This window comes from Paenisporosarcina sp. NPDC076907 (genome assembly GCF_050269735.1).
Taxonomy (GTDB): domain Bacteria; phylum Bacillota; class Bacilli; order Bacillales_A; family Planococcaceae; genus Paenisporosarcina.
On sequence record NZ_JBNNIX010000001.1, the window covers coordinates 1,021,798 to 1,036,689 of the forward strand.

A 14,892-nucleotide genomic window follows, 5' to 3' on the forward strand; every position below is an offset into this window, starting at 1 on the left:
TTTGTGTTTTACAATGTAATATATGTAATCTTAGGAGGTAAAAATGAAGAAATTACTGACAGCATCTGTTCTAGCCACATCCGTATTATTGCCTATTAACGTGTTCGCAGACGAAATACCAGCAAGTGCAGTTACTTTAAAACAATCGGAAGTTCGAAAAGGGGCTAGTGAAGGTTATGAGGTAGTTGCTAGCATTCCAAAAAACCATTCCACGAAAATTCTTGGTGAATATACAAATTCTCTTGGGGAGACTTGGTATAGGGTTGACCTGAATTCGACAAAGGGATGGGTTCCTGCTGAATCATTTTATAAGGAGTATGATCTGAAAAAATTAGTAGGTAATCAAGCAATAATTACTACTAACAATGTGAATCTACGTATTGGTGCAGGAAGTGAATTTAAATCAATCATTCAATTACCGAGTTCTGAAAAATTTTCTGTCATAGATATTGAAAAAAATAGTAAAAATGAAGTATGGTACAAGGTAACTTCATCTAAATACACTGGATGGGTTATTCAAGACTTTTTGAAACTAGTAACTCCATCAGTTCAAGGAATTACATCAACAAAAGGTTCATCATTTATTGGATCAACCCTGAAACTATCAAGCTCCGCTGCAAATATGCGTTCAGGTGCAACCACCTCATACCCTATAACCGTTACAGTCCCTGCCGCAACATCAATGAAAATATTAGGTTCGTTTTCTAATAGTAGTAAAGAAGTATGGTTTAACGTTGAGTATAAAGGGAAAAAGGGCTGGATTCTATCGGATTTATTTGTCTTGAATGCAATCGGAGGAGAAACTAGCACTACGAAAAAAGCCTTAACAAATGGCAATGTTCATTCGGGGGCAACATCTGCATATAAAGTTGTTGGAACTGTGAAAACAGGATCCTCATACTTAACTCATCAAACATTTACAAATAATGTTGGAGAAAAATGGGTTCAAGTAACCTTCGCAACTGGTAAAAAAGGTTGGGTGCTGTCAAAAGTATTTGAAAATTCCGACATAAATACAAAAGTTGTTGTAAAAAATAGTTCTGTTCATTCAGGCGCTACAACTAACTATCAAATTGTTGCATCTATAAAAGCAGGTACAAAACTCCCTTATCATCAGGTTTTCACGAACAGCAGTAAGCAAAAATGGTATCAAGTATCTTACTCTGCTGGTAAAAAAGGATGGATACAAGCAACCGCATTTGGCGAAGTTTCTACCGCACCATCTCTACCGGAGACCCCAATTGCTGAAGAAAACAAGTTGCGAATTTCCGTACCGGTGGCAAATCTGCGAACAGGTCCTAGTATTTCATACCCTGTTGCTTCTCAAGCTAAACAAGAAGATGTATTTGTTTCTAATGAATACGCATTAGATTCACTTGGAGAGAAATGGTATAAAGTCCCTGTAATTTCGGGCGGAAGCGCCTGGTTACATGCATCAGTTGTTTCAACAAACGCGGAAGAACAAGTTACAACCAGGTCTATTCAAACGTACAATACATCAGTTTATACAAGCCAAAGTTTCGGATCGAATGTTGTCACTAACTTAAAACGACTTGATTCAGTCCAGGTATTTGAAAAGGTTTCTTCAAGTGATTCACTTACTTGGTTACGAATTAAGACTTCCACAGGGTTGACCGGCTGGATTCCAGAATTTGAAACATTGACTACTTTGCCTATAAAATATGGTAGCCAACAAACTAGTATTTTTAGTGGTGCAAGTACTACATATAAAGCAATTGATACTTTATATGCTGGAGCACCTATAATGGTGTTGCGTTCGTTAAATGGCTGGTTAAATGTTGAAACACAAAATAACAAAAGAGGTTGGGTCCAGTCTTCTCTTGTAAGTAACGAGGCTACTTATTCACTTTCAAATGGCAGAGTGGAAACTATTAATGGTGCTAAATACCTTGTATGGACAAAACCAAAAAATATTAATATTTCTTATTCTATGCCTTCGTCTAATGTCTTAAGAGTTTCCGGCGATATAACTGGAATATCTCAATTACAAGGCACTTTACCAGGTGTTCAAAGTACTAAAGTTGAAAAGGTTGCTGGCGGTAAGGCTGTCTTGTTAATAACTTTTAATTCGAATTACACTTATACGATAAGGGATTATGATAACCGATTGACAATCAAAGTTGTTCAAAAAGGTCTTCAAGGCAAGAAAATTATTATTGACGCGGGTCATGGAGCGCACGATCCTGGAGCTAGAGGACCAAATGGAACTTTGGAAAAGACAGTTACTTTAGGTACTGCTATCCTATTGAAAAAAGAGTTGGAAGCTGCAGGTGCGACTGTTTTATTAACAAGAAGTAAAGATGTATTTTTAGAGTTAAGTCAAAGAACTTCTGTTGCTAACAATTCGGATTACGATGCATTTATTAGTGTTCATGCGGATTCGTATGCAAGCACTTCCAGGGGGACTACGACATTCTATAATGCTTCTGTTAACTTTAACGGACCTAAGAGTTACTCTTTAGCTCAATCTGTTCAGACACAGTTAGTTAAGCAAACTGGAACCTACAACCGTGGAGTACAGTCACAATTGTTCTATGTTAATCGTATGAACGAATTACCATCTATCTTGGTTGAATTGGCATTCCTGTCCAACCCTAAAGAGGAAGCATTATTAGCTTCCGAAGCTTTCAGGAAAAAAGCAGCAGTTGGAATCAAAAATGGTTTAAACGATTTCTTTAGTAAATGATAGGAGGATTTAAATGAAAAAAAGAATACTAGTTCCAGTATTGGTTGGTTTTATTTTAGTAATTGGAGGTACAATCTTTTCTCCAAGCCTTATAAAAGCAGATACTAACATGGTTTTAGCTTCTGTCCAATGGGTACAAGCCCAACTTAACCCATTACAAACAAAAATGAATCAACTTGAAACAAAAATTGCACAACAAGAACAACAAATTAAATCTCTGCAAGATGCAGTAAAAGCAGGAGGGACGACACCTAATCCAACTCCACCGGGTGGCGTTGTTTCGTTTCCAGCAACTGTTTATACGACAAAGTCAAATGTCACAGTTCATTCAGGAGCAACAAAATCCTACAAAGTTATTGCCACTTTCCCTGCTGGAAAAGCATTAACTGCAACTGAAGAATTCAAGTCTAGTACAGGTATTTGGTACAGAGTCAATGTTACATCATCAGTTAAAGGATGGATCTATACAGCGGATGTTACCACGGAAAAACCGAGCAACTTTGTTCCGTCCCAAGTCGTTGCAAAAAATTCTACAAATATTAGAAGTGGAGCAACAACACAATATAATGTGGTTGAATTTGTACCATCTGGCACTTCGATGAAATATTTAGGGGTATTTAAGAATGCTTCTGGAGAAACTTGGTACAATGTTCAGACTCCAAAAGGCAACAAAGGGTGGGTATTAAGTACATTAACTGAGGTGAAATAAAGTGAAGAAATTGAAGTATCTTTTTCCACTCCTATGTTTTTTCACTTTGATGTTTAGCCAATCTGCAAATGCCTATCAAACTGAGAGTTATGCGAAACCAACACTCGTACAAATCCATAATCAATCGAGCAATACACTCGTGCTGAATGGTTTATACAAAGTGACAGATAAAGAAACACTAGAAGAGTTCTTTGTTACTTCAAAAGGACCAGTAGCATTAATCCTGGCAAACAATGAAATAACATTAACGCATTTAGGAATTTCAATTAACTCTTCAACAGGTTATATAATTGAAGAATTAAAAGGATCTGAACAAGTAGCTGTATTTGTCTCAGATACTATTGCTAGAAAAAGTGCAGTCGATACAAGTGAACAAGCAGCTGTATATCAGAAATTACAGGGTGTCACTTATATTGGATCTCATACAAACTCACTTGGGGAACTTTGGTACAATGTGAAGGATTCTTTAGGGATAACTTCTTGGGTGCCATCGACAAGTGCAGTCCTCGAGTCCATACCTGCGCTTCCTTTAGGGAAGTTAGCTACTGGAAATCAATATAGAGGTAGTTTTGAGATTAATAAGTTAACATCAACCATACAAACGGTTAATCGATTAGATATAGAGCAATATCTTAAGGGAGTAGTAGCGAGTGAAATGCCTTCCTCTTGGCATCTAGAAGCATTAAAGTCACAAGCGATTGCAGCTCGTGGCTATGCTGTCAAATCAAAAGGGATATTGAACAGCACTACGTCTAGTCAAGTATATAAAGGCTATTTACATGAGAGAACATCTACCAATACTGCAATTGAACAGACAAAAGGTAAAGTAGTCACGTATAATGGGAAACTTGCTGAAACTTATTTTTATTCTACTAGTGGTGGTAGAACTGCTAATGTAGGAGATGTTTGGAATTCGGTTCAAGCGAACTTCCCGTATTTAGTATCAGTAGATGATTCTACTGAAGTTTCACCGTATAGCAATTGGACAGTATCGATTCCTGCAAGTTCAATTTTGGCCACTTTTGGTTTTACACCTCTTTCAATGTTACAAGATGTAAAACTCATTAAAGGTGGTGCGAATGGAGAAGTGACAGCTGTTACTGTTGTCACAAATATGGGTGAAAAAACGATTCAAGGAAATGAAGCAATAATGAGAGGGTTGTTTAAGAACCCAGCAAATAACAATGCTAGCTTAAATTCAAACTGGTATGATGTTTCATTTACCAAACCAATTGGACTGACACAATTTTTTATCCAACAAGAATCAACTATAACACCAATTAGTTCATTGTTAGGTTATTCAGTTCAAACTGAAACAGGTACAGTGACCATTACGAATGAAAATGTGTTGATACAGACAAACTCTGGAATTATTTCTGCGGGTATCACTTCTGGAATTACTAGTGTAACAATAAAAGGAAAAGGTTATGGTCATCGTATAGGAATGAGTCAATACGGTGCGAAAGCGAAGGCTGAAGCTGGATGGAATGCGGAACAGATTTTGAAGCATTATTACCCGGGGACAGTATTGGGAAGTTATTAAATTCATCATATGATCCCAATCTTTTCAAAAAAATTAAACACTCTCAAACTTGTAAAAACATACGAGTTTGAGAGTGTTTTTTTGTGGAAAATCGTATAAGTTTCTTCTATATTTTACTATAAAAATAGGTTGTCCCACCTCGAAATCAAGGTGAGACAACCTATTTTGAAAAGGGCGGGAATTCTTGTGAAATGCCCTATAATTAAGGTGTGAAGTAGTTTTCAGCATAATAGGGAGTTGAACCCGTATTCCAAGATTGGAAATCAATACCCACCCCTAAATTTGAATAATTTGGATTGAGTAGGTTTTTTCTGTGGCCGATAGAATTCATTAGTGCTTCATGTGCGAAATAAGGATTAGTGAAGCCCATTGCAATATTTTCACCGGCTGTTCGATAGTCAATTCCTGCGATTGCAAGGCGATCAAAAGGAGATAGTCCCTTAAGGTTTGTATGGCTAAAGTAATCATTTACTGCCATGTCTTTACTATGTTCTCTTGCAACCAGTGAAGCGTTATTCGAATAGTTCACAGCGTTGATATTATTTAGCTTTCTTTCTGCATTAATTACAATAAACATTTGAGATTCATAACTTTTTTGAAGCTCAAGTGATTTTGTCGGAAAGAGCGTGGAGTTTCTATCTATCATCTTATTACTAATTAAATAAAACCCGGATATTTTTTTATCTTTATGGTAATCAATGAAAATGTATACTTGATGGTCATTAAAAGTATATAACAATACTTCATCATTGTAGGTACTGCCAATTGTTTCGTAATCTGGACCTAATTGATTTATGACTGTATTGACCGAATCTCCAATTTTAAGATTCTTATATTTGAAATTTATATCTTTAGAATAAATCAAATGGGCTTGATTATTAATATATGAAATCATATTCAAGTTTTTATAGCTATTGTGATATGCAGAAGTAGTTAACTTGAATTCATTTATTAAGTTTGATTTTGGTTGACCTAAAGTATTAGTTATTTGTACTTTAGAATCAAATAATGCGTATGAATCGGATGCTACTTCTGAACAAGAAATTAAATGTAATTTTGATTTTGAAGGTGTTTGATAAATTACCGGTGCTTCTTTTTTAACAACTAAACCACCACCTACTCCATAATATCCTGATCGTAGGGTGTAAACACGGTAACGTTCTCCTTTATCCATTTGTCGAACAGCCGTGTATGTGTTGTTTTCCAGTTTGTATAACGTTGTTTTGGAATCAACGGTTACTCTACCAATTTGACCCTTTTTCAGTTCAATGCCATCCCAATAAACTTTTGAATTAGGGGAAATCCCTTCACAATTAGAATTTGAGTGGGCTGCAGGAATTGGTATCATTAAAAATAATAAGGATACGAAAATCATGTATTTAATTGTATTCATCAATAAAATCACCTCTTTCTCCTATTATAAATTAATTTGAATCAAATTCCAAAAATTTTACAGAATCAATATTTATTATTGCTTGTCCATTCGTCATTTCCGTTATCCATTCAATAAATTTCTCTTCCATAGATACATGGACATAGAGAAATATTTCCACCGTATCTGCATATTCGATTCGTTCAAGAGGATAGGCGGAACCACGCACTTCATTCTCAACTTTACCCAGCCATGTGTAATCTACGGATACTTTCATTAAATGATGGAGTCTGCGCTCAACAATACCGGCAGCCTGAATTCCTTCGGTAGTCGCTTTTCCATACGCCCGTATTAAGCCGCCACCACCTAATTTTATCCCGCCGAAGTACCGTGTTACAACTACGACAGTATCCTTCAAACCTTGTTTTTTCAACACTTCCAGCATCGGAACGCCTGCTGTGCCACTTGGTTCTCCATCATCATTTGCTTTTTGGATGGAGTCATGCTCACCAATCATAAAAGCGGAACAATTGTGATTGGCTGATTTATGATTTGATTTAATTTCTTCAATAAATGCTTGAGCTTGTTGTTCTGTTTCAACGCGATTTACATATGTGAGAAATCTGGATTTTTGAATAATCATTTCTGATTCAGCAAAACCTTTAACAGTGACATAATCTTTTCGCAAATATTTCCACTCCTCACTGACATCTAGTTGTCATGTAATTTTAATATGTTTTTGTGTATATAGTGATATAATAAATGCAGTCATAGCAGGAATAAAGGCATATATGACGTATTATTTAGATAGAGAAATGAATGTTTAAACATTCATCAGACAGTTGCTCGAAAAAGGAGAATACCCGATGTCAGGGAAAAAGGTCGATATCAATTCTTTAGATCATATTTTCAGCCAAATGGTTGAAACGATGGACCGCTCCAAAAACGATATTTTTATTATAAGCGAACAAAATCGACAAAGCTTATTACAAATGCAAAAAGAATTAGAAATTGTCCATTCAAAATTAGCTGATGTACTAATAGAAGGTGACTTGCTGGAAGAAGAGACCCGTTTATCTCGAAAACGTCTCGGTGACGTCTCCAAGCATTTTAACACGTTTACGGAAGAGCAAGTGCGTGAGGCTTACGAACAAGCAAATGATTTACAAATTAAACTTTCGATTAACCGGACGGAAGACCGCCAATTACGGGAACGTAGAGATGATTTGGAACGTCGTTTAAATGAATTAAACGACTCCATTTTGCATGCCGATCAACTTGTTACCCAAGCCAACGTGGTAACCAACTACTTAACATCTGATTTAAAAAATGTTGGACAAGCATTGGAAACGGCAAAATTAAAGCAAGACTTCAGTCTAAAAATTATTGAAGCACAAGAAGAAGAACGAAAAAGGCTATCACGTGAAATACATGATGGTCCAGCCCAAATGATGGCAAATGTTCTGGTCCGTTCAGATTTAATTGAACGGACATATCGTGAAAAAGGTGTCGATCAGGCGCTAGTCGAGATATCCAGTCTAAAACTGATGGTTCGAAATGCATTGTCGGAAGTAAGGCGAATCATTTACGACTTGCGACCAATGGCATTGGACGATTTAGGTTTAGTTCCTACCCTCAAAAAATACTTAATGACTATCGAAGAATATAACGCGGGGTGCAAAATACACTTCCGTTCACATGGTGAACAACGCAGGCTTTTACCCAATTATGAAGTAGCAATTTTTCGTTTGATTCAAGAATCCGTGACGAATGCTACTAAACATGGCAAGTGCCAATCGATTATGGTGGAAGTTGAATGGTTTAAAAACAAAGTGACTGTTACTGTGAAAGATAATGGGATTGGTTTCAATCAGCGTCTCGTTCGCGATAGTTCATTTGGATTATTAGGGATGCAGGAACGGGTAGATTTATTAAAAGGTGAAATGATTGTGAAATCATCACCGGGTAAGGGTACAACAATGATGTTTCGAATTCCTTTAATTGAGGAAGAAGAGAGATAAGCTCTGCTTATATTTAGGAGGAAATGATGATGACGACGAAAATTGTAATTATAGACGATCACCAATTATTCCGTGAAGGTGTAAAACGAATTTTAGATTTTGAAGATTCATTCGATGTTGTTGCTGAAGGCGATGATGGTGGGGATGCTTTAAATCTGTTCGAGCAATATGCACCGGAAGTTATTTTAATGGATATCAACATGCCCCGTAAAAACGGTGTAGAGGCAACTGGCGAGCTAATGGCGAAATATCCAGAAGCGAAAGTTATTATGTTGTCTATTCACGACGATGAATCTTATGTTACGCACGCTCTTAAAACAGGAGCTCTTGGATACATGTTGAAAGAAATGGATGCAGATGCAATTGTCCAAGCTATTAAAGTAGTGGCTGCAGGAGGATCATACTTACATCCAAAAGTTACACGTAACTTAGTGGCAGAATTCCGTCGCTTAAGTGAACGTGAAAACAAAGGAACATTCCATCAATCAGAAATTCGTCGTCCTTTCCATTTACTGACGAAACGCGAATGTGAAGTTCTTCAATTATTAACGGACGGACAAAGTAACCGCATGATTGGTGAAACCTTGTTCATCTCTGAAAAAACAGTAAAAAATCACGTATCAAGCATTCTACAAAAAATGAATGTAAATGACCGCACACAAGCCGTAGTTACAGCTATCAAAAACGGTTGGGTTGAAGTACGTTAATTGATTATATGGCCCCTCACATTTGTGAGGGGTTTTTGTTTTGATGAGATGTGTATGGTGGCGCTCCAGGTAGACAGAATGGCTTGTTAGGTAGACAGATTTGGGTTCTAGACAGTTTCGTGAGCCAGGTAGACAGAATTGGGTTCCAGGTAGACAGAATGGCCTTCCAGGTTGCACAAAATGAAAAGTGGCACATGACTGAAGATAGAATTTGGTTTCAGGTAGACAGAATTAGCATCCAGGTAGACAGTTTCGTGAGCCAGGTAGACAGAATTTGTTTCCAGGTAGACAGAATGGCCATCCAGGTTGCACAAAATGAAAAGTGGCTCATGGCTGGTAGATAGAATTTGGGTTCAGGTAGACAGAAATAGGTTTTAGGTAGACAGAATCGCATGCCAGGTAGACAGAACGGCCATCCAGGTTGCACAAAATGAAAAGTAGCACATGACTAGAGATAGAATCTGGTTTCAGGTAGACAGAATTAGCATCCAGGTAGACAGTTTCGCAAGCCAGGTAGACAGAATGGCCTTCCAGGTTGCACAAAATGAAAAGTAGCACATGACTGGTAGATAGAATTTGGATTCAGGTAGACAGAATTAGCATCCAGGTAGACAGTTTCATGAGCCAGGTAGACAGAATTGGGTTCCAGGTAGACAGAATGGCCGTCCAGGTTGCACAAAATGAAAAGTGGCACAAGACTGGCAGATAGAATCTGGTTACTGGTAGACAGAATGGTCTTCCAGGTAGACAGAATTAGCATCCAGGTAGACAGAATGGCCATCCAGGTTGTACAAACTCCTATTTCTTTTCAAGCACTTCATTGTGTCTTGAAAAGGAGTCTTCATTGACATCATCAAATAATTTATAAAATCTATAACGACCGTTGTTTTTAGGAATTAAATTAGCTCTATTTAAAATATGCGATGCGGATGTTTTATCTCGTAGTTGCAAAAAATCTTGGCATTCTTTTGTAGTAATAGTGCTTTTCATCAAATAAAACCAATCCTCGAGTGCATTCGTAATGATCACTTTCCTCGGAATTTTACATGTAGGACATTTATAAAGAGTGCCAATATTTATTGAGCATTGTGGGCAAAGCAACCCTTTGACAATTTTTAAATCTTGAGTTGGGAAAATACTTACTAATGGGGTAGGGGAATAATTCGTCTTGGCTTGTTGCAGGGAGTTGATTAATGAATTGAAATCTTTTTCGGTAAGTGTGGGAGGGAGATCAAAGAGGTCTTCTATATATGACCCTACATCACAACCCATCATTATGTTGGAATACCTAGGGGGCAAGTCTACAATGGTGCTAGAAAATGCGAATACAATAGCACTTTTTATGGGGAGATTAATTTGAATCGAATTCAGCCATTTTACTAATCGTCGTTCATGACGTTTTAGTTGCTCCTCTGGACATTTCAAAGAGGTTTTAACTCCGTCTACTTCTCTGATTAATTGGGCAGGAGTCTTTTGAAAAGAGATTCGACCTTTCAATGCTTTTATTTCTAGTATACAAACAAACATTGGTGTAACAATCAAAGTGTCAAATTGGGCTTTTGTGTTTGCAGAAGTTTGAATATTAATGTCTTTAAAAATAACATATGGACTTGGAAATTCAATATTCTTTAAAAAATTGTCCACATACGTCTCACCGCTGTATCCAGCACGAATTCGAGTGATTCTCGACTCGATCTCCTTATAAAGCGGATGGTCGTTGGGCACTCTATTAAGTAAACGAAGATAAACTTTTAACGATTTTGGCGTTTGTCGATTCTCGATAATAAAATATCACTCCTTTTAAAACTTGGGATAATGTAAAAATAGCATTTTTATCCATCTGGTTGCAACTGAATTATTTGAAAAGAAAGCCAGGCAGACAGAACAGTCACCCTGTTCACATTTCAGGTAGATAGTTAGGTACTCTAGGTAGACAGTTTGAGGTTCCAGGTAGACAGTTAGGTTCTCCAGGTAGACAGTTTCCCGTTCCAGGTAGACAGTTTCGCAAGCCAGGTAGACAGAATAGCCTTCCAGGTTGCACAAAATGAAGTTGCATACACATCCCAGCACATTTCTACACGAAACTTTCACATGAATCGTGTCGTCTCTATTCAGAAGTGGCTATAATATAATTAGGGCAATCATTTTATGACAAAATAGCCGAGTAGGAGGACGAATTTAATGAATTTCAAATATATGATGATATTGACTATTCTTTCAATAGTACTATCAGCTTGTGCGAGTGAAGAGAACCGAGAAGGCGCAGGTTCTGTTTCTGACGGTGAGTCTTCAAGTGAAAATAGCGCATTGGAACATGGTGTGAAAGATCAGAAACAAGATCAAGCTCAGTCTGATGTGGGATTTGAGATGGCGGGTTCTGAGATCGAAGAGGCCCAGAATGTACCTGCAGAAGAGAAAAAGGCAATTTTGGCATCATTCGATACGTATATGACTTCATTTAATGAAGAAGACATTGAGAAATATATGTCCATCATTGCTACTGAACCTGAAGGGTTTGATTACAAAGAAGAAGAAGCGACCGTAGTAAAAACGTTCAAAGAATACGATGTGAAACGAACGACTGAGGATGTAACGGTTATCAAATATGATGAAAATCAAGCACAGGTCTTTGCATCGTTGGCAATTTCCCTTGAACAGAAATCAACAGGAGCAAAACTTGACCGGACAGGTAGACAAGTTACAGTGTTCGCTAAAGAAGAAGGAAATTGGCGTGTTAGCAGTGTATATTTCATCGGAGATGCAACAGAATAAGCTGGTCGAAAACCTCGCAAATTGCGGGGTTTTGTTTTTAAGGAATTGTGAAAAAACTTTTTTCTATCTTAAATTGGCGGACTCCACATTTTGGGATTATGATAAAAATGTAGGAATGAGTAATCCACATTGGAGGAATGCTCATGGAAGAAATACAAACATTTTTAAGTGGTCGAATTTGGTTAATGGAAAAGACCCCATTTCCTTTAGCCATCATTGAAGATTATATTCAAATAGGATTTATTACCCCACATAAAGGCATTCAGCCAAAACAACCTTCCCACATACTAAAATCTAATCAGCACCATTGTCGTCGTTGTGGATTTGAGCAATTAACTTCCTTTCAATGTGCAAAATGTAAAGGGCCTTGTCTTTATTGCAGGCATTGCATTCGCATGGGCAGAGTGAGTAGTTGTACCGTTTTAATTGCTTGGAGCGGACCTGCAATGGAACAAGTACAGTCACATCTGTTTTCATGGAAAGGAAATTTAACTCCAAAACAAGATCTTGCTTCAAAAGAACTCCTGGAAAGCGTTCGTCAAAATGAAAGCCATTTAATACATGCGGTCTGCGGAGCGGGAAAAACGGAGTTACTGTTTCCCGCAGTTTTTGATTTGCTGGAGCGGGGAAAGCGGGTTTGTGTGGCTACCCCAAGGACAGATGTTGTACTGGAACTAGCCCCGCGTTTTCAGCAAGTTTTCCCGCAAACCGTCATTCATTCTTTATATGGTGGTTCTCCAGAATATACGAATTATGCGCAGTTAATCATCGCAACAACACATCAATTGTTCAGATTTGAAGATGCTTTTGATGTCATATTTGTTGATGAAGCGGATGCTTTTCCGTACACAGTGGATGTAACACTGCAAAATGCAGTGAAGAAAGCGAAAAAGAACGAAGCAGCTATCCATACAATAACAGCGACTCCTTCTGAAGAACTTTTAAGACAAACGGTTAATAAATCTGTCATATCAAGAAGATTTCACGGTTTTCCATTACCGGTACCACGTTTTGTTGGGTTATGGAATTACAAAAAGTACATCCGTAAAGGCGAACTTCCCCAAAAGCTAAAACAATGGACAATGACTTGTCTGAACCAAAAGCAGCCGTTTCTCATTTTTTTTCCAACGATTGACCTTATGGAGCAAGCCTTGCCATTATTTCAGTTATTGCATCCAGACATTTTGTCCGTTCATGCTGAAGATCCACTTCGAAAAGAAAAGGTTATGAAGTTACGTGAAAAGAAAGTGTGTGGATTGCTCACAACAACGATTCTGGAGCGTGGAATTACTATTCCTGATGTTCAAGTTGCGGTAGTTGGTGCTGATGAACTCATTTTTACGAGCAGTGCATTAATTCAAATCGGTGGACGGGTCGGACGATCAATCGAATATCCAAATGGTGATTTGGTGTTTTTTCATCATGGAATTTCATTTGCCATGGATAAGGCAAAAGAGACAATTGAAGCGCACAATAAAGACGGCGGATTCAAATAATGAATTGTTTAATTTGTTCAAACACATTTATTGAAAGTGCTTCTTGGCAAAAACTGTTCCTCATAAAACCAGCGGATGTAATCTGCAAGAAATGTCGGTCGAAATTTGAAAAAATACTGAAAACTAAGAGTGAAAATGAATGGTCGGGGACAGTATATGAAGGTGCACTTGACTCAGTCAAATCCTTCTACAAATACAACGACTGGATGAAACATGTTTTTCAGCAATATAAATTTCAATTGGATGTTGAACTGGCCAAAATTTTTGCGGAAGACTTCAGACCGCTACGCAATGTTCAAGAATTGGTTGTCCCTATTCCACTGCATCCGGAGATGTTACGAGAAAGAACTTTTTCACAAGTTGATCAATTCCTCAATGTTGCTAATGTTCCATTTACGCATGTGCTGTCAAAAACAGAAAATCGATCGCAAGTTGGAAAAACAAAAAAAGATCGGATGTCTACCGAATTAATTTTTTCTGTTCAAGAAAATGTTCAAAATCAACATATTATATTGGTCGACGATTTGTATACAACCGGTACCACACTGCATCACGCTGCATTTGCATTGAAAGAAGCAGGTGCTCAGACAGTTCGTGCAATCACTTTGATTCGAGTGTGAAATGTTAAGAAAATGTCTTCTTTCGACAAAATTCCGAAAATTTTTGGTTTGTAGCAGGAGTTAATAGGGGATAAGTAGAATAAGGTTTACATAGCCTTAACTAAAGGAGGAGTTTACATGTTAAATTTTAATATCCGTGGTGAAAACGTCGAGGTAACTCCTGCGATTCGTGAGCACGTTGAAAGCAAAATCAATAAGGTAGAACGCTATTTCAACGAAGATATTCAAGCGAACGCAAATGTTAATTTAAAGATTTATAATGACAGTCAAACGAAAGTGGAAGTAACTATTCCAATGAAGAATTTAACGCTCCGAGCTGAAGAGCGTCACAATGATATGTATGCAGCAGTCGATTTAATCGTCGACAAACTTGAGCGTCAAATACGTAAACATAAAACGAAAGTAAACCGTAAGTTCCGTGAACGTGAAGGTGTTGGTGCCTACTTTGCAAACGTGGTGTCTCCTGAACAAGCGGCATATCAAGACGAGAGTGAAGAAGAATTACCAATCGTCCGTACGAAGCAATTTGAATTAAAACCGATGGATCAAGAAGAAGCGGTTTTACAAATGGATATGCTGGGACATAACTTCTACGTCTTCACTGATGCAGAATCAAATGGAACAAATATCGTTTACAAACGTAAAGACGGCAAATATGGTTTAATCGAAACAAACTAAATTAAATGAATTAATGAGAAAGCCCAAGCATTGGGCTTTCTTTTTTTTGTTAGACATTCTAAAAACATTTGCCCCTGCATTCCGCAAGAGCAGGTAGATTGAAGTCACTATTATTAGGTTTACATACTTGCTGGCTCGTACGAAAAAAGCGGCTTGTGCAAATGTAGATTAATAAAAACAGGATTAGTACTTATTGGAAAGTTGATTTATTTGTCGGTTGAGAAGGAATTTACTCGAACGAAGCGAATAGTACCTTTATCAAGTTTA

12 protein-coding genes are annotated in these 14,892 nt (G+C 37.5%); 9 read left to right on the forward strand and 3 right to left on the reverse strand.

What is annotated here, in order from left to right; translation table 11 throughout:
• Positions 1–43 precede the first annotated feature (43 nt).
• From ACQKEV_RS04900 to ACQKEV_RS04910, 3 genes are read left to right on the forward strand one after another with little or no spacing between them, the layout of a single operon-like run.
• The gene (locus ACQKEV_RS04900) at positions 44–2,707 is read left to right on the forward strand and encodes an SH3 domain-containing protein (protein WP_427443900.1); all 2,664 of its coding nucleotides are present in this window, start codon (positions 44–46) and stop codon (positions 2,705–2,707) included.
• 13 nt (positions 2,708–2,720) lie between these two features.
• Positions 2,721–3,416 (forward strand): SH3 domain-containing protein, encoded by a 696-nt coding sequence (locus tag ACQKEV_RS04905; protein WP_427443902.1) that lies wholly within the window; start codon positions 2,721–2,723, stop codon positions 3,414–3,416.
• A 1-nt stretch (position 3,417) separates the two neighbouring features.
• Entirely contained in the window at positions 3,418–4,959 is a 1,542-nt protein-coding gene (locus tag ACQKEV_RS04910; RefSeq protein ID WP_427457744.1) for a SpoIID/LytB domain-containing protein, read from the forward strand.
• A 202-nt stretch (positions 4,960–5,161) separates the two neighbouring features.
• On the opposite strand, the gene ACQKEV_RS04915 is transcribed toward ACQKEV_RS04910, so the two are convergent.
• Entirely contained in the window at positions 5,162–6,352 is a 1,191-nt protein-coding gene (locus ACQKEV_RS04915) for a CAP domain-containing protein (protein WP_427443906.1), read from the reverse strand.
• 31 nt (positions 6,353–6,383) lie between these two features.
• On the reverse strand, positions 6,384–7,019 hold the full coding sequence (locus ACQKEV_RS04920) for a YigZ family protein (protein WP_427443908.1): 636 nt from the start codon (positions 7,017–7,019) through the stop codon (positions 6,384–6,386).
• Positions 7,020–7,197: 178 nt separating this feature from the next.
• Between ACQKEV_RS04920 and ACQKEV_RS04925 the strand changes: the two genes are divergently transcribed.
• Positions 7,198–8,352, forward strand: coding sequence for a sensor histidine kinase (locus ACQKEV_RS04925; protein WP_427443909.1), 1,155 nt, complete (start codon positions 7,198–7,200; stop codon positions 8,350–8,352).
• 29 nt (positions 8,353–8,381) lie between these two features.
• Entirely contained in the window at positions 8,382–9,059 is a 678-nt protein-coding gene (locus ACQKEV_RS04930) for a response regulator (protein WP_427443911.1), read from the forward strand.
• 798 nt (positions 9,060–9,857) lie between these two features.
• On the opposite strand, the gene ACQKEV_RS04935 is transcribed toward ACQKEV_RS04930, so the two are convergent.
• Positions 9,858–10,784 carry a nuclease-related domain-containing protein gene (locus ACQKEV_RS04935; protein WP_427443913.1) on the reverse strand — a complete coding sequence of 309 codons (927 nt, stop codon included), beginning with the start codon at positions 10,782–10,784 and terminating at the stop codon, positions 9,858–9,860.
• Positions 10,785–11,240: 456 nt separating this feature from the next.
• Between ACQKEV_RS04935 and ACQKEV_RS04940 the strand changes: the two genes are divergently transcribed.
• The 4 genes from ACQKEV_RS04940 (at position 11,241) to hpf (ending at position 14,625) form a co-directional block, all read left to right on the forward strand.
• On the forward strand, positions 11,241–11,831 hold the full coding sequence (locus ACQKEV_RS04940) for a nuclear transport factor 2 family protein (RefSeq protein ID WP_427443915.1): 591 nt from the start codon (positions 11,241–11,243) through the stop codon (positions 11,829–11,831).
• Between the two features lie 143 nt (positions 11,832–11,974).
• A complete protein-coding gene (locus ACQKEV_RS04945; RefSeq protein WP_427443917.1) occupies positions 11,975–13,327 on the forward strand; it encodes a DEAD/DEAH box helicase in 1,353 nt (450 codons plus the stop codon).
• Positions 13,327–13,947 carry a ComF family protein gene (locus tag ACQKEV_RS04950; RefSeq protein ID WP_427443919.1) on the forward strand — a complete coding sequence of 207 codons (621 nt, stop codon included), beginning with the start codon at positions 13,327–13,329 and terminating at the stop codon, positions 13,945–13,947. The genes ACQKEV_RS04945 and ACQKEV_RS04950 overlap by 1 nt, the downstream gene beginning before the upstream one ends.
• Positions 13,948–14,064: 117 nt before the next feature.
• A complete protein-coding gene (hpf, locus tag ACQKEV_RS04955) occupies positions 14,065–14,625 on the forward strand; it encodes a ribosome hibernation-promoting factor, HPF/YfiA family (RefSeq protein ID WP_427443921.1) in 561 nt (186 codons plus the stop codon).
• Positions 14,626–14,892: the final 267 nt, after the last annotated feature.

Bases quoted from the DNA above. Each gene is read 5' to 3' on its own strand.
- ACQKEV_RS04900 (WP_427443900.1), top strand. From the start codon at position 44: ATGAAGAAATTACTGACAGCATCTGTTCTAGCCACATCCGTATTATTG.
- ACQKEV_RS04905 (WP_427443902.1), top strand. From the start codon at position 2,721: ATGAAAAAAAGAATACTAGTTCCAGTATTGGTTGGTTTTATTTTAGTA.
- ACQKEV_RS04915 (WP_427443906.1), bottom strand. From the start codon at position 6,352: ATGAATACAATTAAATACATGATTTTCGTATCCTTATTATTTTTAATG.
- ACQKEV_RS04925 (WP_427443909.1), top strand. From the start codon at position 7,198: ATGTCAGGGAAAAAGGTCGATATCAATTCTTTAGATCATATTTTCAGC.
- ACQKEV_RS04930 (WP_427443911.1), top strand. From the start codon at position 8,382: ATGACGACGAAAATTGTAATTATAGACGATCACCAATTATTCCGTGAA.
- ACQKEV_RS04940 (WP_427443915.1), top strand. From the start codon at position 11,241: ATGAATTTCAAATATATGATGATATTGACTATTCTTTCAATAGTACTA.
- ACQKEV_RS04945 (WP_427443917.1), top strand. From the start codon at position 11,975: ATGGAAGAAATACAAACATTTTTAAGTGGTCGAATTTGGTTAATGGAA.
- ACQKEV_RS04950 (WP_427443919.1), top strand. From the start codon at position 13,327: ATGAATTGTTTAATTTGTTCAAACACATTTATTGAAAGTGCTTCTTGG.
- hpf (WP_427443921.1), top strand. From the start codon at position 14,065: ATGTTAAATTTTAATATCCGTGGTGAAAACGTCGAGGTAACTCCTGCG.